Genomic DNA, 20,005 nt, shown 5'->3' with positions numbered 1-20,005 from the left:
GGGCGCTCTTTCGCTATCGTCAGCTGCTGCGAGGTAGGGTGTCGCGAGGTGACGAGCGTCGATGAGCCGCTGAGCCCCGGGGCGCCGTTCCAGGGGCGCTTCCTGATCGACCGCCTCCTCGGACGCGGCGGGATGGGCGAGGTCTGGGCCGCCCACGACACGGCGCTGGAGCGGCCGGTGGCGATCAAGATCATCCACCGCTCCCTCGCGGGGGAGGCGCGTTATGCCGAGCGTTTCCTCCGGGAGACGAAGCTCGCCGCGCGGGTCGCGCACCCGAACATCGTGCGGCTGTACGACGCCGGCAGGGCCGCGGACGGGCGGCTCTTCATGGTGATGGAGCGCGCCTCGGGCGTGCCGCTGCGGGAGATCATCGCAGGCGGCGCGCGGCTCGATCCGGTGCGCGCGCTCCACTACGCGATCCAGATCGCGGACGCGCTCTCGACGGCGCACGAGGCCGACCTCGTGCACCGCGACGTGAAGCCCGAGAACATCCTGGTGAGCGACGGCGTGCGAGCGCGGCTCGTCGACTTCGGCGTGGCGAAGGACGCGCGGGACGTGGGCCTCGGGCTGACCGGGCAAGGGAGGGCGGTCGGGACGTCGCGCTACATGGCCCCGGAGCAGGTCGCCGGGGGCGCCGTGGATGCGCGCGCGGATCTGTATGCGCTCGGCGTGGTCGTGTACGAGATGCTGGCGGGGGCGCACCCGTACGCGGTGCTCGACGAGGCGTCGGGCATCGGGGAGACGGAGATCCAGGCGGCGCACGTGCACCTGGAAGCGACGCCCCTGCCGGAGGTGCTCCCGGGCTGTCCGGAGGCGCTCTGGACTGCGGTGGCCAGGTGCCTCGCCAAGCGGCCCGAAGCGCGGTTTGCGCAAGCGGCGGAGCTCGCGGCGGCGCTGCGCGAGGTCGCGCGGACCGCGGTGACGGCCGAGAGGGCCGTGGACGACGCGGGCGCGCGGCAGCTCCTGAGCGAGGCGGCGGATGCGGCAAGGGAGCGGGCGATCCGTGAGCGCGCGGGGACGCCTCGGGAGGAGAGGGCGGCGAGCGCGGTGCAGCTGGCTGCGGCGCTGCCGGGGCAGGGCGTGATGCCGTGGAGCGCGGCGCCGGGCGCGGAGGCGCGCAGCAGGCTGGCGATGGCGCAGCGGTTCAGGGTGGAGCCGGCGTGGGGGCTGGGTGCGGCGAGCGCGGGGAAGGCGCCTGGGACCGGGAGCGAAGCTGCCGCGGGGACGGCACCTTCGCCGGCGCTGCCGGTGGAGGGTGGGGCAGCGCGGACCGAAGTTGAGGCGCAGATTGCGCCGGGAGCAGCGGCGCGCACGACGGGGACGGGTGCGCTCGTGAGCACGGAGAAGTGGGACGGAGCGGCTGCGGCTGGGCCGGGTGCGGGCTCGCCGGTGAGCACGGAGAAGTTGGAAGGGGCGGCCGCCGTCATGGCGGGGGCGGCGGCGGGAGAGCGGTTGGCGAGGACGGAGCCCTGGGAGCAGGCGAAGGCTGGCGCCAGCGTCAGGGCGACATGTGCGGCGCTTTCCAGGACGAGGTGGGGGCTGGTCGTGGCGCTCGTGGTCGGTCTCGTGGCGCTCCTTGCCGTTCTCGTGGTTGCGCTCGTGGGGGTATAAGGCCGTACCATGCCAGCGATCCGCCGATCCACGATGGCCAAGATCAGCGACAGCGGTCCCGTGGCTCTCGCAGGCGCGCTGTTCACCGCGCTGGAGGGGGAGGAGCGCAGGCCAGCGGAGGGGGCCGTCATCCTCGTGGCGTGGGGCGAGCTGCAGGCAACGCAGCCCGCGCGCGGGTGAGGGGGCTGCATGGGGCTCCGCGCAGGTGATCGGGTCGATCACTACACGCTGGTGATGCCCCTCGGCGAGGGCGGTCAGGGCGCGGTGTGGAAGGTCATCGACCCGCGCGAAGGCGGCGTGGTCCGGGCGCTGAAGCTCGTTCGCCTCGAGGAAGCCGGGCGGCAGAGCTTCGATCGCGCCCGGCGCGAGGCCAAGATCCTCGCGTCGGCGAAGCACCCGGCGCTCGTCGCCTGCCACGGCTTCTTCGAGGATCTGCACGCTGGGCTCGTGGGCCTGGTGATGGACTTCGTGCGGGGCCGGTCGCTGGCCGTGGCGGCGAGCGACGGGCAGCTGGACGGCGAACGCGCGCTCGCCGCGCTCGAGCAGGTCGCCTCGGCGCTCGCCTATGTGCACGGCGCGGGGCTCGTGCACCGCGATCTGAAGCCGGACAACGTGCTGCTCGCGGACAGCTTCTGGTCCGACCCGCGGCGACCTGGCGCAGTCAAGCTGCTCGACTTCGGCATCGCGGCATCGGCGGGCAATCCGCGGCCGTTGACGTCGTTGGGGGCGGTGGTGGGCACGATCCCCTACATGGCGCCGGAGCTCGTCGACCCGGCGACGTGGGGGCGAGCCGAGGGACCCTCGCGCGATCTGTTCGCGTTCGGCGTCATGGCGTGGGAGGTCCTGTTCCACAGTCACCCCACCGGCCTTGCGTCGAGCGCGACCCTGGTCGACTTCGCACGCGCTTACAAAGCCGCGCAGGCGGGGCGCATCGTGTGGCCGCCGCGGGGGCCCGCCGGGCCATGGGGCGCAGCGGTGGAGGCCAGTCTCGCGCTGTCGCCGCTCCAGCGGCCGGCGAACGGGGCGGCGCTGTTGGAAATCCTGCGGACGGGCGCTGCGACCGCCAACACGGAGGCAGCCGGCGTACCCGCGGCAGCAGGGACGCTATCACCGCTGCTGTCCGCGCCGACGTTGCCGCACCAGGTGGCGACGACACCGATGACGTCGCCGCCGGTCCCGGCCGTGGCCATCACGCAACCGGCGAAGATGACGCCGCCGCGGGCTGCGCCCGTGCCCGCGACGCAACCGGCGAAGATGACGCCGCCGCCGATTGCGAGCGTGATCAATACGCAGCCGCAGAACCTCTCCCCGCCGCCGGCCCCGCCTGCGCATGGCTCATCGCCGGCTGGACGGCGAGCCGGGTGGAGGCTGGCGACGCTCGCTCTCGTGATCTCGGTGATCGGCGTCGCGACGGCATGGATCGCGGGCGGCGGTATCGAGCTCCTCGTCTCCCTCGTCGCCTCGCGAGAGGAGCCGATGGCTGGGAGCATTCTGCCCCTCTCGCCGCCGTCTGACGCGTCGACCGTGCCGGAGCCACCGCAGGTGCCAGCCGCTACCACCCCGGAGATCGAGGCGTGTTGCCCGTCGCACATGGTATGCAAGGGGCCGACGAAGCTCCGCTGCCCCCGGTGCACCGGCGCGGCTCCGCCGCTGCCCAGAGCCGCGCTGTGGTGGTTGCGCTTGTCGAGCGTGTTCGGTCCCGACACTCAGGACATGACCAGGTCCCGCCCTTACTCCAAAGTGTGCATGCGCATCGGCGATCCGCCCGTGTGTGCGCCGTTCTTCGAGATCGGGTCGCGGAACGGTGACGAGGTCAATCGCCTCGCCGTGACCACCGAGGACGTCGAGGACATGAGGATCCAGTTCTCCATCGACGACGGCGCGTACCTGCCGGGGCGCGTGAGGAGCCCGCCTGTGCTCGTCTCGGCGCTGTGCGGGGGGCTCTACGTGTACATCGGCGATCCCGACAGAAGCGCTATCAAGCTCGCCGTCTACCTCGATCCCAGGACGAGCGAGGGGCCCTGAGCCATGCGCGCCGACAGCCGTTCCCAGCCCACGACCGAGGAGCACCGGCCCCCGTCGGCGGGCGACGGGGAGTGCGGTCACCCCGTTCTCCTCGCGGCCTTCCCCGGGGCCGTGGCCCTGCCTATCCCCGCGTCCGGCGAGGTCGTCGGCCGCGCCTGGCTCGTGTCCGCAGGCCTCCCTGACGCCGAGGTGTCGGGCCGGCACCTCAGCTTCTCCCGGACGGGAGGTCGCCTTCAGGTCGAGGACGTCGGCTCGCGCAACGGCACGTTCCTCAATGGCGTTCCGCTCCGCGCACGGCAGCGGATGGGCCTCGATGACGGCGACGTCGTGCGCCTCGGCAAAACGCTTCTGGTCTACCGCGAGGCCTTCACCGGCACCCTGTCGCCAGCGCCGCCGCTCGGTCGCCTCGTGGGCCCGTGGGGGCTCACCGCGGTGCGCGCGGAGCTCCTCGCGCTGGCCGCGCGTCGCGAGGTCAACGTGCTCCTCCAGGGCGAGACCGGCACGGGCAAAGAGCTCCTCGCCGAGGCCGTCGTCGAGGCCCTCGGGCGCCGGGGCAAGCCGTTCGCGGCCGTCAACGTCGCGGGGATCCCCGCAAGCGTCTTTGAAGGCCAGCTCTTCGGCTGGAAGAGGGGCGCCTACTCCGGCGCTGTGGGCGATAGCCGCGGCGTGCTCCGGGCGCACCAGGGGGGCGCCGTGTTCCTCGACGAGATCGGCGAGCTGCCGCTCGAGGTGCAGCCGAAGATCCTGCGCCTGCTCGAGAACCGCGAGATCCTCCCGGTGGGCGAGGACCGTCCGGCCCGGGTCGAGGTGGCGCTCATCGCCGCCACGAACCGGGCTCTCGAGGCGATGGTGGAGCGGGGCGCGTTCCGTCGCGACCTCCTGGCGCGGTTCCTCGTTCGGATCGATCTCCTGCCGCTGCGGGAGCGGCCAGAGGACGTCTTTGCCGTGCTCCAGGCGTTGCGCGAGCGGCGGGGCGCGCCCTTCGATCCGCGGGAGACCGAGGTGGAGGCGGTCGAGCGGCTCATGCTGGAGAGGTGGCCGGCGAACGTGCGTGACGTGGATCGCCTCGCGGCGATGATCGGCCCTTCGGCGCCGCTCACGCAGCACGCGGTCGAGCGGGTGCTCGGCCCGCTCGCCGCCCGGGTGGCGCTGACCCGGGAGGCGGCGGAGCAGGTGCTCGCGGAGTGCAGGGACAACCAGTCGGAGGCGGCGCGCCGGCTCGGCGTATCGCGGGGCAAGCTGCGCAGGCTGCTGGGGCTGGCCTGAACCTACGCCGAGGGCGCGGCGAGGGCGGTGGCGCTCGCGAAGTCGCTCGAGAGCTGCCGGGAGACGCGCTCGAAGCGGAGCTGTCCCTTCGTGTCCCGGTCGGTCCAGTACCAGCCGCTGAGCTCCGTGGGGTTGGGCCCGTGGACCCAGAGACACACGGCCCCGCGGTGAATACGGCTGCGCTCATGGAGGAGCAGGTCAGGATCGTTGCGGTAGATGGCCGCGAGCAGGAACTCGCCGTCCACCTTGTCGAGACGCGCGGCGATGCTCGCGGAGCGGGACTCGGCGGTGAAGGTCCGGGTCTCGATCCTGGAGAACGCCTGGTCGAGGACGAGGAAGATGGTGCGCGCCTCGCCCTTCGCGGGCGTGAGCTCGCCTCGCCAGGTGCCCCGCAGAACGGGCCTGCTCACCGGCCAGGGATGCAGCAGGCCGAGCCGCCACAGCCACACGTCCCAGAGCAGAATCATGACGGACATCGCCGACACCACGGCCGACAGGGGGGTGAAGAACGACAGCGGCAGGACCCAGCCATGCCCGCTCAGGGAGAGCGCCCAGATGGCGGCACCGAGGAGCACGAGGATCGTGAGCGACGCGCGGTTCATCGGGGGAGCGGCTCCGTGCCACGAACCCGCGGCCATGCCGCCTTCAGGAACGCATAGGCCTGCTCTGGCGTCCGCCGCGCCGGCCCGTGGAAGAGCGGCTGCATCCCGCTCACCTCGGTCAGCGAAGAGCTCTCGGAGCCGGGCTGGGTGGCGCGCAGCAGCCAGCTCAGGACGGCCTTCGTGTCCTTCATATAACCACCATCCTCCTGGTTGAAGTGCGTGTCCGGTACGTTGTGGACGAGGCACTCGAGGACGAACGAGCTCACCTGTCCGGCGGCGCTCTTTTGCCCGGCATCTCCCTGCGCTGCCATGTCGGCGCGCAGGTGCTTGAAGATGCGGACCAAGCGCTTGAACCGCCTGTTGGTCGCGTCGTTCTTTGCGACGCCGCGCTTGTAGTGCTGGTCCGGCCAGTTGATGATGCGCAGTGTGGGCGCGTTGCGCGGGCGCAGCTCGACGCCATCGAAGTATTCCCACTCTCCAACTGCAGTCTTCCTGCCGGTATAGCGGCGGTGTTTCAGGAACACCGCCACGTCGGCGTCGAGCCGAGCGCCGGAAGCGCGGACGTCGAAAGCCTTGTTTCCGGCGGCGACGCTGCTGGCGCCGAACTCGGCCCGGAGCGCCGCCTCGACGTCGTTGCGGAAGGAGTCGAAAGAGTAGTCCGAACCCTGGATCCCGAGCATTTTCTGCGTCACCGAGCCGTCGGCGGGAAATGCGTGGAAGGCAACGTCGTGCAGCACGACGGCTACGTCGATGTCGCTGTCGGTGCGCGTGTTGGTGTTGTTCCGGTAGGAGCCGGTGACGGAGACATCGATCGTCTTGTGCTTCAGGTTCGACGCGCTGCGAATCGCCTTCTTGATGGCCTCGCAGGCGCGGCTACCCCGCTCCTCGTCGGTGGCGTCGATCGTCTCGGCCCACTCCTTGAGCGTCTGATCCCAGTTCCTCGACATGGTTCATCCCGTCCTGGGTGCGCCCCGAGCCTGCCCTGAATGCAGAGCACCCATCGCTCCGGCACAGGCACGAGCCCGTCGCACCCAGCCGGGCTCTTCAGCACCCGTCGTGCCGGCTCGATCGGGGGCGAAATCCACGGAAATGCTCGTCTGGGAGCGGGCTAGAGGCGGATCGCGATCAGGCGGCGAGCTGTTCGCGATCAGAGCAGGCCCGAAGGCAAGGTGGCGAACCGTCGAGGCGATAGACCTGCGACGCCTCGAAAAGGACTCGACGACGGTCGTAAAGTTCCAGCCTCGTGGCCCACGGCCTTTGCGGCCAGCAGTCTCCCTGCGCGCTTCGTCACGAGCTCCGTCTGCGCTGCGCCCTGACGGAGCTCGCCGTCGCTCTCTGGACGAGCTCGTGGGAGCCTCCGCCTTGGAGCGGCGGCGAAGTTCTCCACCGCCGGAAGGCGACGTCCGCAGGGGGCGCTCGACATCGAGCGACAAGAAGCGACTGCACCAGCGCGCCCCGCAGAGGCGCGCTATCTGGAACGCCGGCCGGTAGAGCTACGGTTTCGTGAACCGTAGATCTCGGCTTCACGAGCTCCCCAGCCACAGAGCTCGTCGCGTTGCTCAGACCACCCAGGGCCAGCGGCCTCCTGCTCGCCCACAGGGCAGCGAACACGCTGGCATTCACGTTGAGCCACCTTCGGGACTTGAACCCGAGACCTACGGTTTACGAAACCGTTGCTCTACCACTGAGCTAAGGTGGCATGCCTCTCGTCGAGGAGGCGCGCAGATTACCCACTCGCCCTGCCGAGTCAAGCTCTTTTATTTCCGTCCTCGAGCGACCCGGTTTCGCTCGCTGCTGCCGCGGCTTCGGCTGCCTCGGCTGCCTCCCTGATTCCCTGCCCCGCCGCATCCCCGGCGCCGCCTCCCGCCGCGAAGAACTCGCCCAGCCGCTCCGCTAGCTCCGCCGCCGCCGACCAGTGCATCATGTGCCCGGCCTCCGGCAGCTCGACGTGCTCCGCGCGCTTGAGTCTCGCCACCCGCTCCGCTTCGTCCCCCGGGTGCCACCCCGTCGGCCCGCCGCTCACGAGCAGCGTCGGGCACGCGATGCGCTCAAGGAACGTCATGAACGCCTCCACCTGGAACAGCAGCGGCGAGGTCGTCCGGTGCATCGGATCGTACGCCCACGCGAGCCCGCCGTCCGGCTCTTCCCGCGTGAGCAGCGGCGCGCGCGTCGCCAGCACGTCGCGCGGCACGCGCGGGTGGTTCGCCACGAGCCGCGCGATCGCGTCCTGCATCGACGAGAGCTTCCGCGGCGCGCGATCGAGCTCCGCCATCTGGCGCAGCCACGCCTCGACGCGCACGACGGCGACCTCGGGGCCGCTCGCCGGCGGCCCCACGCCTTCGAGCAGCGCCAGGCGCTCGACGCGGCCGGGGCACGCGCCCGCGTAGTACACGGCGACCGCGCCGCCCATCGAGTGGCCCACCACGCCGAGGCGCGCCGGCGCGAGCGCGTCCACGAGCGCCGCGACGTCGGCGATGTAGTCGGGGAAGTAGTAGTAGCTGCCCGCGCCGACGCGGGCGCTCCGGCCGAACCCGCGCAGGTCCGGCGCGACGACATCGTGCCCCGCCCGCGCGAGCGGCTCGGCCACGAGGTCCCACGTGCTCCCGGCGTCGAGGAAGCCGTGGAGCAGCAGCAGCGTGAGGCCCGTCGGCTGCGGGTGGTCGTCGCGGAAGCGATGGACGCAGAGATCCAACCCGTTGGTGTTCAAAAATTCCGACGACCTACGCACCACGCGCGCTCCCGTCTGCAGATCTCCCGTCAGCCCTCCGCGCGGCCCGCGCGGTCAGCGCGCGACCCGCCGGCGCTCCTGCGCCGCGTGCGCGCGCGTCACCGCCTCGCCGGCGGACCTTTCGCCGGGGGCGCCGCGGGGGCCGCCGGGGGCAGCATCGTCCCCGTCGCCACCGGAGCGGCCGTGGCCGGCTCCGCCGCTCCCGCAGGCGCCGCCGCGGGCGCCGCCCCGGTGGCGGCAGGCGCCGCGGTGTCCGCTCCGGCCGGCGCTGCGCTGCCCGACGCCGCTGGCGCGACCGGGAGCGCGGCGCCCGTGAGCTGCGCGGCGTCCTTCAGCACCTCGTCCGCGTGCACCCCGGGATCCACGTCCGGATAGACCTTCGCGATCTTGCCGTCCGGATCGACGAGGAACGTCACGCGCGCCGTCGCACCGAGCCGCATCGGCACGCCGAACGCCGTGGCCCACGCGTGATCGGTGTCGACCAGGATCGGGAACGGCAGCTTGTTCTCGGTCGCGAACTTCTCGTGCGACTCGCGGGTGTCGGAAGACACGCCGAAGACCTGCACGTTGGCCTGCTTGAACCGGTCCCACGCGTCGCGGAACGCGCACGCCTCCTCGGTGCAGCCAGGCGTCCCGTCCTTCGGATAGAAGTACACGACCACGGCCCGACCCCGCTGATCGGACAGCCGCTGGATCGCGCCGTGCTGATCCGCGGCGAACACGTCGGGCGCCGTCGCGCCGACCGGGATCAGCCCTTGTCCACCATCGGGTCGCTCGGCCGCGCCACACCCGAGCAGCGAGGCAAAGGCAAAGACGACAGCAAGTACGACAAAAACGACGGCAATCGGGAAGCGTCTCTTCATCAGAGCGCCACGTTAGCACGCACTCGGTAGGATCGATCCGACGCTTCTGGTACGTTCCCGCGCCAGGAGACGAGGCCGATGGCGATCTTCGGAAACGACAGCGGCGCCGCGCCCGGCGTGGTGCGCCAGGGCAGGGAGGTCACCTACCCCGATTTCTCTTCGCCCACCGTGGATAAGGTCATGGTCGAAGAGCGAGCCGCCGGGCTCGGCAAAAGGAGCATCAAAGGCCCCGCCAAGGTCGCCGGCCTCAAGCTCGCCATCTCGATGATGGACCTCACCACCCTCGAGGGGAAAGACTCCCCGGGAAAAGTTGAGCAGCTCTGTCAGAAGGCGCTTCGACCCCACGAGCGCGTGGACATCCCTTCCTGTGCGGCGGTGTGCGTCTATCCCAAGCTCGTCTCCGTGGCGAAGCGAGCGGTCTCGGGCTCGGCGGTCAAGGTGGCCAGTGTGGCGACCGCCTTCCCGAGCGGCCTCTCCACGCTCGCCGTCAAGCTCGCCGACGTCCGCCAGGCGGTCGAGCTCGGCGCCGACGAGATCGACATGGTGATCGACCGCGGCGCGATGCTCTCCGGCGAGTACCGCGCGGTGTACGACGAGATCGCCGCGACCAAGGAGGCGTGCGGGCACGCGCACCTCAAGGTGATCCTGGAGACGGGCGAGCTCGGGACCTACGATCGCGTCCGCAAGGCGAGCCGCATCGCGATGCTCGCGGGCGCCGACTTCATCAAGACCTCGACCGGGAAGATCACGCCGGCGGCGACGCCTCCGGTGACGCTGGTGATGCTGGAGGCGATCCGCGATCACGCGCAGGCGACCGGGCGGCGCGTCGGGATGAAGCCGGCCGGCGGGATCCGCACCGCGAAGCAGGCGCTCCACTACCTCGTGCTGGTCAAGGAGACCCTCGGCGACGCCTGGCTCACGAGCGACCTGTTCCGCTTCGGCGCGTCGACGCTCCTCAACGACGTGCTCATGCAGCTCGAGAAGGAGCGGACGGGCGCCTACCAGAGCGGGGACCATTTCAGCAAGGACTGACCGCGCCGCGAGGGCGGGCCCGCGTCGGTGTTCAACGCGCGGCCGCGGGCGTAAAGTGCGCCGCATGAGCGACAACAGCACCGCCGCGGCTGGCGGCGACGGGGGCTCGCCCCGGGACGCGACCGCGGCGCGCGACGCGGCCGTCGTGTTCGGCGATGCCTGGCGCTACGCGCCGGCGCCCGAGGGGCGCGACCACGTGAAGATCGCGCCGCGGTACGAGCTCTTCATCGGCGGCGCGTGGCGCGCTCCGGCCTCGGGCCGCTACCTCGACAGCATCAGCCCGTCGACCGAGGAGAAGCTCTGCGAGTTCGCCGAGGCCTCGGAGCAGGACGTCGATCTCGCCGTGCAGGCGGCGCGGGCCGCGTACGAGAAGCACTGGTCGCGCATGCGCCCGCTCGATCGCGGCAAGTACCTCTACCGCGTCGCCCGGGCCCTCCAGGAGAAGGCGCGCGAGCTCGCCGTCGCCGAGTCGCTCGACGGGGGCAAGCCCATCAAGGAGTCCCGCGACGTCGATCTCCCGCTCGCGGCCGCGCACTTCTTCTACCACGCGGGCTGGGCGGACAAGCTCGAGCACGCCTTCCCGGGGCGCGACCCCCGGCCGCTCGGCGTCGCGGGCCAGGTGATCCCGTGGAACTTCCCGCTGCTCATGGCGGCGTGGAAGCTCGCCCCGGCGCTCGCGGCGGGCAACACGTGCGTCCTCAAGCCCGCCGAGACGACGCCGCTCACCGCGCTGCTCCTCGCGAAGATCATCGAGGAGGCCGATCTCCCGCCCGGCGTCGTCAACGTGGTCACGGGCGCCGGCGCGACCGGCGCCGCGGTCGTCGGCCACCCTGGGGTCGACAAGGTCGCGTTCACCGGGTCGACCGAGGTCGGCAAGCGCATCCAGCGCGCGCTCGCCGGCACCGGGAAGCGGCTCACCCTCGAGCTCGGCGGCAAGGCCGCGAACATCGTGTTCGAGGACGCGCCGCTCGATCAGGCCGTCGAGGGGATCATCGGCGGCATCTTCTTCAACCAGGGCCACGTCTGCTGCGCGGGCTCGCGCCTCCTGGTCGAGGAGAGCGTCCACGACGCGCTCCTCTTCAAGCTGCGCGAGCGCATGGGGACGCTGCGCGTCGGCGATCCGCTCGACAAGAACACGGACGTGGGCGCCATCAACTCGCGGGCGCAGCTCGCGAAGATCGAGGAGCTCGTGGCGGCGGGGGAGCGCGAGGGGGCCGCGCGCTTCTCGGTGAGCTGCGCGCTCCCGCAGCGGGGCTACTGGTTCGCGCCGACGCTCTTCACGGGCGTCGCGCAGTCGCACCGGATCGCGCGCGAGGAGATCTTCGGCCCGGTGCTCTCGATCTTGACCTTCCGCACGCCCGAGGAGGCGATCGAGAAGGCGAACAACACGATGTACGGGCTGTCGGCGGGCGTCTGGACCGGCAAGGGCTCGAAGAGCTTCTGGGTCGCGCAGCGACTCCGCGCCGGCGTCGTCTGGGCGAACACCTTCAACAAGTTCGATCCCAGCGCGCCGTTCGGCGGCTACAAGGAGAGCGGCTTCGGCCGCGAGGGCGGGCGCCAGGGGCTGCTCGCCTACCTCGAGGTGGACTGATGGCGCTCGGCGACCAGGACAGCGGCGGCGACGAGGGGTGCACGTCGATCGGGGATTGCGCCGGCGCGGCTGCGCTCGACGCTCCTCCGGGCGAGGCGCGCGCGCGGGTCGGCGTGCGCAAGGCGTACAAGATGTTCGTTGGCGGCGCGTTCGTGCGCTCGGAGTCCGGGAGGTACACGCAGGTGCGCGATCACGGAGGCGCGGGGGCGGTCGAGAACATCCCGCGCGCCTCGCGCAAGGACGGGCGCGACGCCGTGCTCGCGGCGGCCGGCGCGCTCGGCGGCTGGTCCGCGCGCGCCGCGTACAACCGCGGGCAGATCCTCTACCGCCTCGCCGAGATGCTCGAGGCGCGGCGCGCGGAGCTCGCGGCCTCGCTCGAGCGCGGCGGGCAGGGCGCAGGCGCCGCCGAGCGCGAGGTCCTGGCGGCGATCGATCGCGCGGTCGCTTATGCGGGCTGGGCCGACAAGTACCAGAGCCTCTTCGCGAGCCTGAACCCCGTGTCCGGCCCGCACTTCACCTTCACGGTGCCCGAGCCGATGGGGGTCGTCGTCATCGCGGCGCCGCCGCGGCCGGCGCTGCTCGGCCTCGCGGGCGCTCTCCTGCCGGTGATCACCGCCGGCAACACCTGCGTCGTGCTCGCGAGCGAGGCGGATCCGCGCACGGCGCTCGTCTTCGGCGAGGCGCTCGCCACGAGCGATCTCCCGGGCGGCGTCGTCAACGTCCTCACCGGCCAGCTCGCGGAGGTGCTGCCGCACCTCGCCGCGCACATGGACGTCGCCGCGCTCGATCTGCACGGCGTGGACGCGGCGCTGACGAAGCGCCTCGAGGAGGCGGCCGCGGCCAGCGTCAAGCGGGTGCGCGCCCGATCGCTCGGCGAAGCGGAGTGGTTCGACGACAGGGCGGCGACGTCCCCCCGCTGGATCGAGCGGTTCGTCGAGCTGAAGACGATCTGGCACCCGGCCGGGCCGTGACGCGGGCGGCGCTCAACGACCGGGCGCCGTGACGCGGGCCGCGCTCATCGACGGGGCGCCGTGAACGGCGCCCGGGGCGCTCAACGACCGAGCACCATCCCCGTCTGGAGCGTCCGCCCGGCGACGAGGTCCGCCGCCGCGAGCGGCTTCCGCCCCTCGGCCTGTGCTCGCACGATCTGGATCGCGCCCGCGCCGCAGGCGACGATCACGACGCTGCGGCCGGCCATCACCACGGTCCCCGGCGGCGCGCCGGCCTGGTCGGCCTCGCTCTCGACATGCGCGGCCAGCACCTTCAGCGTCTTGCCGTCGATCGTCGTGAAGGCGCCTGGCCACGAGGTCATCCCCCGGATGTGGTCGTGGATCTGCCGGGCGCTCCGCTCCCACCGGATGCGCCCGTCTTCCTTCTTCAGGAGCGCCGCGTGCGTCGCCGCCTCGTGGTCCTGCGGCGTCGGCGCGAGCTCGCCGTCCACCGCGCGGCGGAGGTCCTCGCGCACGACGCGCGCGGCGAGCGCCCCGAGATCGATCGCGAGCTCGTCGGCGGTCGTGTCCGGGCCGATCGCCGTCCGGCGCACCGCGTAGACGGGCCCCGTGTCCATGCCCTCGTCCATCTGCATCAGCGAGATGCCCGTCTCGGCCTCGCCCCCGACGATCGCCCAGGTGATCGGCGCGGCGCCGCGGTAGCGCGGCAGGATCGACGCGTGCAGGTTCATGCAGCCGCGCCGCGGCGCCTCGAGCACCGCCTTCGGCAGGATGCGCCCGTAGGCGATCACCAGCGCGACGTCCGCTCCGGCGCCCGCGACCCACGCGGCGAACTCGGGCGTGCGGACCTTCTCGGGCTGCACCACGGGCACGCCGAGCTCCAGCGCCTTCACCTTCACCGGCGGCGCCTTCAGCTCGAGCCCGCGGCCGGCCGGCCGATCCGGCTGACAGACGACGCCGACGACGTCCGCGATCGACGCGAGCGCCTCGAGCGACGGCACGGCGATGGCGGGGGTACCGAAGAACAGGGCGCGCACGCCCTGGCTTCTAGCAGGACCTGCGCCCGTCGTGCCGCCTTCTTCGCTCGCGGCGAGCGCCGCCGTGGAGGCTCGGCCTCAGGGCCCGGGCGCTCGGCGCCCGCCGCGCTCTTCGTCCGCCACGGGCGCCGCCGCGCCGCGCAAAGGGAGCGCTGAGCGCGGATCGGCGCAGCAGCGGAAGCCGGTCTCGTAGAACACGAACTTCGGATCGTGCGCGTCGTTCGTCCCGCGGCAGCCCGTCCACGGCTTGGCCCAGAAGCCGCCCATGAGCGCGCCTGGCCACCGGCGGCCGCGGCGCGAGGCGACCCACTCCTCGACGTTGCCCATCATGTCGAAGACGCCGAAGGTCGAGGCGCACCCGGGATGGGAGCCGCTCGGCGCGCCCTGCCAGAGCCGCTCGACCTCGCGCTGCGCCGCCTCGCCGGAGGCGCCGAGCTTCCGCTCGTCGACCGGCCGCCAGGCCTTGCCGCTGTTGCAGACCGCCTTGTCCACGCGCCAGCCGTAGGCGAGGGGACGCCGCTCGGGGCCCTCGCACGCGAGCTCCCACTCCTGCTCGGCGCACACCCGCTTGCCGCGCGCGGCGCACCACGCGGTCGCCGTCTCGAACGACTGCATGACGAGCGGCTTCGCCCCCCGCTGGTTCGGCGCCTCGAACTGGTCCATGCACACGGAGATCTCGGTCGACGGCCCCTCCTCGGCCGTGATGTCCTCCCAGTACGCGAAGCAGTGGGTCGCCTTGCCGCTCTTGACCGGCTCCACGCAGACGTGCTGCACCTCGTCGCGGTGCGTGCCGGTGACGAGCCGCATGTCCGCCGGGCACGCCGGGCTGGGCCCTGGATCGAGCGACGGCGCCGCCGGCAGGCCGAGCATCGCGATCGCGAGCGCACCGAGGCCGAGCAGGGGATCGATCATCGTTCAGCGAGGGCCAGGGTGTCGCTCCGTGCCGGGCGCAGCCTCGGCCTCGCCGCGGCGCGCGGCAAGGCCGAGGCGCGCCTCCTCCGCGCGCCGCGTTGACCCGGCCGCCGAGGATCCTGCGCCGCGCCGCGCGCGCCAGGTGGTGACGAGCGTGACGAGCGAGCGCTGCAGGTCGGAGTCGGAGCTGACCACCGGCAGCGTATCCTCATTCAAAAAAATGGCCAGGGCTGTGGCACGCGGCATGCGCCGTGTCTATGGTGAGTTCCCGTAGCCTCGCGGGCTGTCTTCCACCAAGAGCTGCCAGCAGGGCTCCGCGTTGCACCATCCGCATCCGTCTGGATGCAAGCCAAGATGACCGGGGCGCGCGGTGGCCGCGCGGCCCGGCTGCGTGTTGATGAAGGGGTTTACCTCCCCCGGTCGGGTGCCTAGAGGAGATCGCCATGTCCGAGAAAAAGAACCCGCCGATGCCGCCGCGCTCCGAGGAAGAGGTCGTCTTCGGCGACGAGCTGCCGGTTCTGCCGATCCGCAATGCGGTGCTGTTCCCGGGCGCCGTCGCGCCCTTCGATGTCGGCCGCGAGAAGTCGGTCGCGCTGGTGGAGGATGTCGACAACCTCCCCGGCCCGGTCATCGCGATCTTCGCCCAGCGCGATCCGTCGACCGACGATCCCGGGGCGGAGGACCTGTACCCGATGGGCTGCGCCGCGCGCGTGCTGAAGGCGCTGAAGCACAGCTCGGGCAACTACTCGTTGATCTTGCAGGGCCTCACGCGGATCAGGCTCGATAGCGTCACGGCCCACACGCCGTACCTGCGCGCCAAGATCCGCCGCATGGACGAGCCGGCGACGGAGGACGTCGAGGCGGAGGCGCTGGCGATGAGCCTGCGCGACATCGCGAAGCAGGTCATCCAGCTGATGCCGGAGCTCCCGCGCGAAGCGGGCTCGCTCATCGACTCCATCCAGGCGCCCGGCGCGCTCGCCGATCTCGTCGCGGCGAACCTCGACGCTCCGGTCGAGGAGAAGGCGCAGCTCATCGAGACGATCGACGTGAAGGAGCGCATCCGCAAGGTGCTGCGGCTGCTCACGCGGCAGCTCGAGATCCTGAAGATGCGCGAGCGCATCAACTCCCAGATCAAGGAGGAGATGGGCAAGAACCAGCGCGAGTATGTGCTGCGCCAGCAGCTCAAGGCCATCAAGGAGGAGCTGGGCGAGGACGACGGCGATCAGGGCGATCTCGACGGGCTCGAGGATCGCATCGCGAAGGCGAACCTGCCGACCGAGGCGGAGACCGTCGCGAAGAAGCAGCTGAAGCGGCTGCGCACGATGCAGGTCGGGTCGGCCGAGTACACCGTGGTGCGGACGTACCTCGACTGGATCCTCGACGTGCCCTGGACGCAGTCGACGCAGGACAACCTCGACATCGGCAGCGTCCGCAAGGTGCTCGACGAGGACCACTACGGCCTGGAGAAGGTCAAGAAGCGCATCCTCGAGTACCTGGCGGTCCGGAAGCTGAAGCAGGACAAGAAGGGCCCGATCCTCTGCCTGCTCGGGCCTCCCGGCGTCGGCAAGACGTCGCTCGGCCGGAGCATCGCGCGCGCCCTCGGCCGCAAGTTCCACCGGGTCTCGCTCGGCGGCGTGCACGACGAGGCGGCGATCCGCGGACACCGGCGCACCTACGTCGGCGCGCTCCCTGGCCAGATCATCCAGGGCATGAAGAAGTCGGGGACGATCAACCCGGTCTTCATGATGGATGAGGTCGACAAGATCGGGCACGACTTCCGCGGCGATCCGTCGGCGGCGCTGCTCGAGGTGCTCGATCCGGAGCAGAACAACACGTTCGCGGATCACTACCTGGAGATCCCGTACGACCTGTCGCACGTGATGTTCGTCGCGACCGCGAACGTGGCGGATCCGATCCCGCCGCCCCTCCGCGACCGCATGGAGATCCTCGAGATCCCCGGCTACACGCGGAAGGAGAAGCTCGCGATCGCGCGGCAGCACCTGCTCCCGAAGCAGCTGTCAGAGCACGGGCTCACGACCGAGCAGCTGGAGGTCACGGACAAGGCGCTGGAGGAGATCATCGATCACTACACGCGCGAGGCCGGCGTCCGGTCGCTCGAGCGGCAGATCGCGGGCGTCATCCGCGGCGTGGCGGTGAAGGTCGCCGAGGGCGACACGCAGAAGCGGCGCGTCGACAACGAGGACGACCTGCATGAGTTCCTCGGCCCGGCGAAGTACACGAGCGAGGTCGCGGAGCGCACCGCCGAGAGCGGCGTCGCGACGGGCCTCGCGTGGACGAGCGTCGGCGGCGAGATCCTCTTCATCGAGGCGACGCGGATGTACGGCACGGGCAAGCTCCAGCTGACCGGCCAGCTCGGCGACGTGATGAAGGAGTCGGCGCAGGCGGCGCTGTCGTTCGTGCGCAGCAACGCGGCGAGGTTCAGCATCGCGAAGGACTTCCTCGAGAAGAGCGATCTGCACATCCACATCCCCGCCGGCGCGATGCCCAAGGACGGGCCGAGCGCGGGCGTGACGATGTTCACGGCGCTCGTCTCGCTCCTCACCGGGATCAAGGTCCGCCACGACGTCGCGATGACGGGCGAGATCACGCTGCGCGGTCGCGTGCTCCCGATCGGCGGCCTGAAGGAGAAGGTGCTGGCGGCGCACCGCGCCGGCATCAAGCGCATCATCGTCCCCGAGCGCAACCGAGCGGATCTCGAGGAGGTCCCGAAGGAGGTCGTGGACGAGCTGCAGTTCTTCTTCGTCAGCCGGATGGAGCAGGTCCTGGAGGCCGCGCTCGAGCGGCTGCCCGAGCCCGCGCCCGCGACCGAGGAGTCGAAGGACGGCGAGAAGAAGGAGATCGAGAAGTCGGAGAAGAGCTCGATCGCCAGCAACTGATGACGGCCGTCGCCAGCGATCGCTGAGCGACCTGTCTCCGAGGCGCCGCGCGGCTTGAACGCGCGGCGCCTTTTTTCGTGCTTTTTTCGTGAAGGCGCCCGCGCGGCAGCGACGGACGCCTCCGCCTCTCGGCGAGCTTGGCGCGCTCGCGTTGCAGCGCGTGGAAGCGGCATCGCGTCGCCCGCGCAGCGCGCGCCGAGCTGCGCGGCGTGCGCGCGCCTGCGGGCGGCTTTCGCCTCGACGGATGTCAAGCGAATCGGTAGCCTCGAGATCGCATGAGGCCGTGTCCGAACTGCGCGTGGATGCTCAAGGAGACCGACGCTGCCTGCTCGATGTGCGGTACGAGCGTGGCGGGCGCAGCGCCTGGAGCCTCCGTTCCGGTCGCGCCTCCGCCGGTGCAGGCGGGGGCTGGCGCCTATGCTCCGCCTGGCCCGCCGGGCTATCCAGGGCAGCCAGCCGTCTCGGGTTATGGCGGCGCGGCGTCGCCAGGCTACGCGGCGGGGGGCGCGCAGGGCGCCTATCCGCCTCCTCCTCAGGCCTACGGGGTCGGGGGAGGCGGGCTCTCGGTGCCGGCATCGCCGGGCGGAAGCGTCCCCTTCTCGACGGGCGGGGAAGCTCCCTTCCCGGTCTCACCCTGGGCCCGAGCGGCACCTTCTGCGGGGCTCACGTCGCAGCCGGCGTCTCCTCCGATGAACGCGCCGGGCGTCCCGCCGGTCCAGCCGGCGCTCGGGGCACCGGGGCCAGGCATGGTGCCTGGCGCGTCAATGGGTGGGGCGATGGGGCAGCCGCCCGTGGCGCCGGCGCCGGTCTTCGGCGCGCCTCCGCAGATGGTTGCGCCCCCGCCGATGGTCGTGCCGACGGGGGCGCCGGGGCTGGTCGCGCCGCCGATGGTGCAGGGGGGGGCGGTCGCGCCGCCGCCGATGGTGCAGGGGGGCGTGGTCGCGCCGCCGCCGATGGTGCAGGGAGGCGCAGTCGCGCCGCCGCCGATGATGATGCAGGGCGGGGTGCCGATGGCCGCTCAGGCCAGGGCGCCAGCGATCGTCGCGCCGCCGATCGTCCAGGGGGCGGTCTCGGGCGCGGTGCCGCAGGTGTCGGCGCAGCCTGCGCGTGTCCTCGTCGGCTTCATCGTGACGTTCCAGAACGATCCTGGAGGCAGCTTCTGGCCGATATACAGCGGCCGGACGCAGGTGGGGCGCGCCGGGGCGGACGCCGCGACGGAGATCGGGCTCGCGGATGCGAGCGCCTCCTCACGGCACGCGTCGATCCACGCGGATCCGACGACGGGTCAGGTCTTCATCGAGGACGACGGCTCGCGCAACGGCACCTTCGTCAACGAGCAGCGCCTCGGACAGGGCGAGCGCCGGCAGCTGCGCGACAACGACCGGCTGCGCCTCGGGAGCACGACGTTCGTGGTGAAGGTGCTGGTCGCCTGAGCGGAGAGCGAGGCTACTGGCCGCCAGCGCCGCCCGAGCCGCCAGCGCCTCCTCCGCCTCCGGCGGCGGCGCTTGCGCTGCTGCTGGCAGCTGCCTGGCATTTGAGGAAGCCGCTGCTGTCGGTTCTGCACGTGCCGGTCGCGCAGTCGCTGTCCAGAGCACAGGACTGGCTTTCCTCACACCGCTTCGTGCAGAGCGTGCCCCCGCAATCGATGTCGGTCTCCAAGCCGTCCTTCTCGCCGTCGAAGCAGAGCGGCGCCGGAGCTGGGATACGGCAGTTGAAGTACTCGATCACGACAGGCGGTTGCTCCACCCGCGTTTTTCCCTTCTCGAACTCCACTATCGAGCTGCTCTGTGGATAGTGAATGTTGAGCTTGACGGAGCCAACGTAATCGCCTGTCATCGTGGGGTCGGCATCAGGCGGGGGCTGGTTGCCCGCGCTCGCCTCGAGCACGGCCCGAGGCTGCAGCTGGTCTTGTCCTTCCGTCGCGCACTCCTGGATGTCGACACGATTGAAGTGGTGCGATGACCCGTCCGTGCAGCTCACGTCGAGGGTGCTCCTGCCCTCCGGAGTCGCGAGGGTTATCGTCTTGCCGATCTTGATAGTGCTATCGGTGCCGGCGTCCGCGCACTCCGCCACGCCACCATCTATCTCGTCCGCGGTGCAGGGCACTTGGACGGTCACGGAGTAGCTGAACTCTCCTGAGAACGTGACAGAGCCGCACTCCGCTGCCGTCCGATCGAGGCGCTTGAAGGCCATTGTCTTCGGGGGGAATGCTGCGATATCGAGAGGGGGATCGAAGACGATCTGGCCACCTTCATCGAGGAAGCAGACATCAAGCTTGTCGCGGCTCGCAAAGGCGCCGCTTGGTCCGTTTCCTGCGCCCGGCGTCCAGCACCCAGCCGCGGTTTCAGATTGGAACGCGTGGTAGCAGCTGTCGGGATCGTTGAGGAACGCGCAGATGTTCTCGAACTCCTCGCTGCAGCCGGGCACGGAGACGGCTGCGGTCACGGCGAGGATCGGAGCGACGGCGGCGGCGAGCAAGACGTAACGGCGC

17 protein-coding genes and 1 tRNA gene are annotated in these 20,005 nt (G+C 71.4%); 9 read left to right on the top strand and 9 right to left on the bottom strand.

Annotated elements, in window-relative coordinates; translation table 11 throughout:
- Positions 1–48 precede the first annotated feature (48 nt).
- The 4 genes from WME82_RS27380 to WME82_RS27365 are packed head-to-tail and all read left to right on the top strand — an operon-like array spanning position 49 to position 4,902.
- Positions 49–1,611 carry a serine/threonine-protein kinase gene (locus WME82_RS27380; RefSeq protein WP_438037694.1) on the top strand — a complete coding sequence of 521 codons (1,563 nt, stop codon included), beginning with the start codon at positions 49–51 and terminating at the stop codon, positions 1,609–1,611.
- 9 nt (positions 1,612–1,620) lie between these two features.
- Positions 1,621–1,791 (top strand): hypothetical protein, encoded by a 171-nt coding sequence (locus WME82_RS27375; RefSeq protein ID WP_438037693.1) that lies wholly within the window; start codon positions 1,621–1,623, stop codon positions 1,789–1,791.
- 9 nt (positions 1,792–1,800) lie between these two features.
- Positions 1,801–3,636, top strand: a complete 1,836-nt coding sequence (locus tag WME82_RS27370) for a protein kinase domain-containing protein (RefSeq protein ID WP_438037692.1) — start codon at positions 1,801–1,803, stop codon at positions 3,634–3,636.
- Between the two features lie 3 nt (positions 3,637–3,639).
- On the top strand, positions 3,640–4,902 hold the full coding sequence (locus WME82_RS27365; RefSeq protein ID WP_438037691.1) for a sigma 54-interacting transcriptional regulator: 1,263 nt from the start codon (positions 3,640–3,642) through the stop codon (positions 4,900–4,902).
- 2 nt (positions 4,903–4,904) lie between these two features.
- Here WME82_RS27365 and WME82_RS27360 read toward each other — a convergent pair whose 3' ends face one another.
- From WME82_RS27360 to WME82_RS27340, 5 genes are all read right to left on the bottom strand, one after another.
- On the bottom strand, positions 4,905–5,504 hold the full coding sequence (locus WME82_RS27360; protein ID WP_438037690.1) for a hypothetical protein: 600 nt from the start codon (positions 5,502–5,504) through the stop codon (positions 4,905–4,907).
- Positions 5,501–6,451, bottom strand: coding sequence for a nucleotidyltransferase domain-containing protein (locus tag WME82_RS27355; protein ID WP_438037689.1), 951 nt, complete (start codon positions 6,449–6,451; stop codon positions 5,501–5,503). The genes WME82_RS27360 and WME82_RS27355 overlap by 4 nt, the downstream gene beginning before the upstream one ends.
- A 680-nt stretch (positions 6,452–7,131) precedes the next feature.
- A tRNA-Thr gene (locus tag WME82_RS27350) sits at positions 7,132–7,203 on the bottom strand.
- Between the two features lie 48 nt (positions 7,204–7,251).
- Positions 7,252–8,211, bottom strand: a complete 960-nt coding sequence (locus WME82_RS27345; protein ID WP_438037688.1) for an alpha/beta fold hydrolase — start codon at positions 8,209–8,211, stop codon at positions 7,252–7,254.
- A gap of 119 nt (positions 8,212–8,330) precedes the next feature.
- On the bottom strand, positions 8,331–9,095 hold the full coding sequence (locus tag WME82_RS27340) for a peroxiredoxin (protein ID WP_437739427.1): 765 nt from the start codon (positions 9,093–9,095) through the stop codon (positions 8,331–8,333).
- Between the two features lie 78 nt (positions 9,096–9,173).
- Between WME82_RS27340 and deoC the strand changes: the two genes are divergently transcribed.
- The 3 genes from deoC to WME82_RS27325 all read left to right on the top strand — a co-directional run bounded on the left by deoC (position 9,174) and on the right by WME82_RS27325 (position 12,689).
- Positions 9,174–10,127 (top strand): deoxyribose-phosphate aldolase, encoded by a 954-nt coding sequence (gene deoC, locus WME82_RS27335; RefSeq protein ID WP_438037687.1) that lies wholly within the window; start codon positions 9,174–9,176, stop codon positions 10,125–10,127.
- Between the two features lie 64 nt (positions 10,128–10,191).
- Positions 10,192–11,718 (top strand): aldehyde dehydrogenase family protein, encoded by a 1,527-nt coding sequence (locus tag WME82_RS27330; RefSeq protein WP_438037686.1) that lies wholly within the window; start codon positions 10,192–10,194, stop codon positions 11,716–11,718.
- A gap of 131 nt (positions 11,719–11,849) precedes the next feature.
- Positions 11,850–12,689 (top strand): aldehyde dehydrogenase family protein, encoded by an 840-nt coding sequence (locus WME82_RS27325; protein ID WP_438044938.1) that lies wholly within the window; start codon positions 11,850–11,852, stop codon positions 12,687–12,689.
- Positions 12,690–12,769: 80 nt separating this feature from the next.
- On the opposite strand, the gene fmt is transcribed toward WME82_RS27325, so the two are convergent.
- The 3 genes from fmt to WME82_RS27310 all read right to left on the bottom strand — a co-directional run bounded on the left by fmt (position 12,770) and on the right by WME82_RS27310 (position 14,812).
- Positions 12,770–13,705 (bottom strand): methionyl-tRNA formyltransferase, encoded by a 936-nt coding sequence (gene fmt, locus WME82_RS27320; RefSeq protein ID WP_437739424.1) that lies wholly within the window; start codon positions 13,703–13,705, stop codon positions 12,770–12,772.
- 78 nt (positions 13,706–13,783) lie between these two features.
- Complete coding sequence (locus WME82_RS27315; RefSeq protein ID WP_438037685.1) at positions 13,784–14,617, bottom strand: formylglycine-generating enzyme family protein; 834 nt, start codon at positions 14,615–14,617, stop codon at positions 13,784–13,786.
- 3 nt (positions 14,618–14,620) lie between these two features.
- Positions 14,621–14,812, bottom strand: a complete 192-nt coding sequence (locus WME82_RS27310) for a hypothetical protein (protein WP_438037684.1) — start codon at positions 14,810–14,812, stop codon at positions 14,621–14,623.
- Positions 14,813–15,060: 248 nt separating this feature from the next.
- On the opposite strand from WME82_RS27310, the gene lon reads away from it, so the two are divergent.
- Complete coding sequence (lon, locus tag WME82_RS27305; RefSeq protein WP_437739422.1) at positions 15,061–17,514, top strand: endopeptidase La; 2,454 nt, start codon at positions 15,061–15,063, stop codon at positions 17,512–17,514.
- Positions 17,515–17,789: 275 nt separating this feature from the next.
- On the top strand, positions 17,790–18,947 hold the full coding sequence (locus WME82_RS27300; RefSeq protein ID WP_437849982.1) for an FHA domain-containing protein: 1,158 nt from the start codon (positions 17,790–17,792) through the stop codon (positions 18,945–18,947).
- 13 nt (positions 18,948–18,960) lie between these two features.
- Here the strand turns inward: WME82_RS27300 and WME82_RS27295 are convergent, their stop codons facing one another.
- Positions 18,961–19,992 carry a hypothetical protein gene (locus tag WME82_RS27295; RefSeq protein ID WP_438037683.1) on the bottom strand — a complete coding sequence of 344 codons (1,032 nt, stop codon included), beginning with the start codon at positions 19,990–19,992 and terminating at the stop codon, positions 18,961–18,963.
- Positions 19,993–20,005 lie beyond the last annotated feature (13 nt).

It is taken from the genome of Sorangium sp. So ce128, assembly GCF_051525245.1.
GTDB lineage: Bacteria > Myxococcota_A > Polyangia > Polyangiales > Polyangiaceae > Sorangium > Sorangium cellulosum_B.
This window is presented reverse-complemented; position numbering and strand designations above follow the sequence as displayed.

Bases quoted from the DNA above. Each gene is read 5' to 3' on its own strand.
- WME82_RS27360 (WP_438037690.1), bottom strand. From the start codon at position 5,504: ATGAACCGCGCGTCGCTCACGATCCTCGTGCTCCTCGGTGCCGCCATC.
- WME82_RS27315 (WP_438037685.1), bottom strand. From the start codon at position 14,617: ATGATCGATCCCCTGCTCGGCCTCGGTGCGCTCGCGATCGCGATGCTC.
- WME82_RS27355 (WP_438037689.1), bottom strand. From the start codon at position 6,451: ATGTCGAGGAACTGGGATCAGACGCTCAAGGAGTGGGCCGAGACGATC.
- WME82_RS27300 (WP_437849982.1), top strand. From the start codon at position 17,790: ATGAGGCCGTGTCCGAACTGCGCGTGGATGCTCAAGGAGACCGACGCT.
- lon (WP_437739422.1), top strand. From the start codon at position 15,061: ATGTCCGAGAAAAAGAACCCGCCGATGCCGCCGCGCTCCGAGGAAGAG.
- deoC (WP_438037687.1), top strand. From the start codon at position 9,174: ATGGCGATCTTCGGAAACGACAGCGGCGCCGCGCCCGGCGTGGTGCGC.
- WME82_RS27370 (WP_438037692.1), top strand. From the start codon at position 1,801: ATGGGGCTCCGCGCAGGTGATCGGGTCGATCACTACACGCTGGTGATG.
- WME82_RS27375 (WP_438037693.1), top strand. From the start codon at position 1,621: ATGCCAGCGATCCGCCGATCCACGATGGCCAAGATCAGCGACAGCGGT.
- WME82_RS27365 (WP_438037691.1), top strand. From the start codon at position 3,640: ATGCGCGCCGACAGCCGTTCCCAGCCCACGACCGAGGAGCACCGGCCC.
- WME82_RS27330 (WP_438037686.1), top strand. From the start codon at position 10,192: ATGAGCGACAACAGCACCGCCGCGGCTGGCGGCGACGGGGGCTCGCCC.
- WME82_RS27325 (WP_438044938.1), top strand. From the start codon at position 11,850: ATGTTCGTTGGCGGCGCGTTCGTGCGCTCGGAGTCCGGGAGGTACACG.
- WME82_RS27340 (WP_437739427.1), bottom strand. From the start codon at position 9,095: ATGAAGAGACGCTTCCCGATTGCCGTCGTTTTTGTCGTACTTGCTGTC.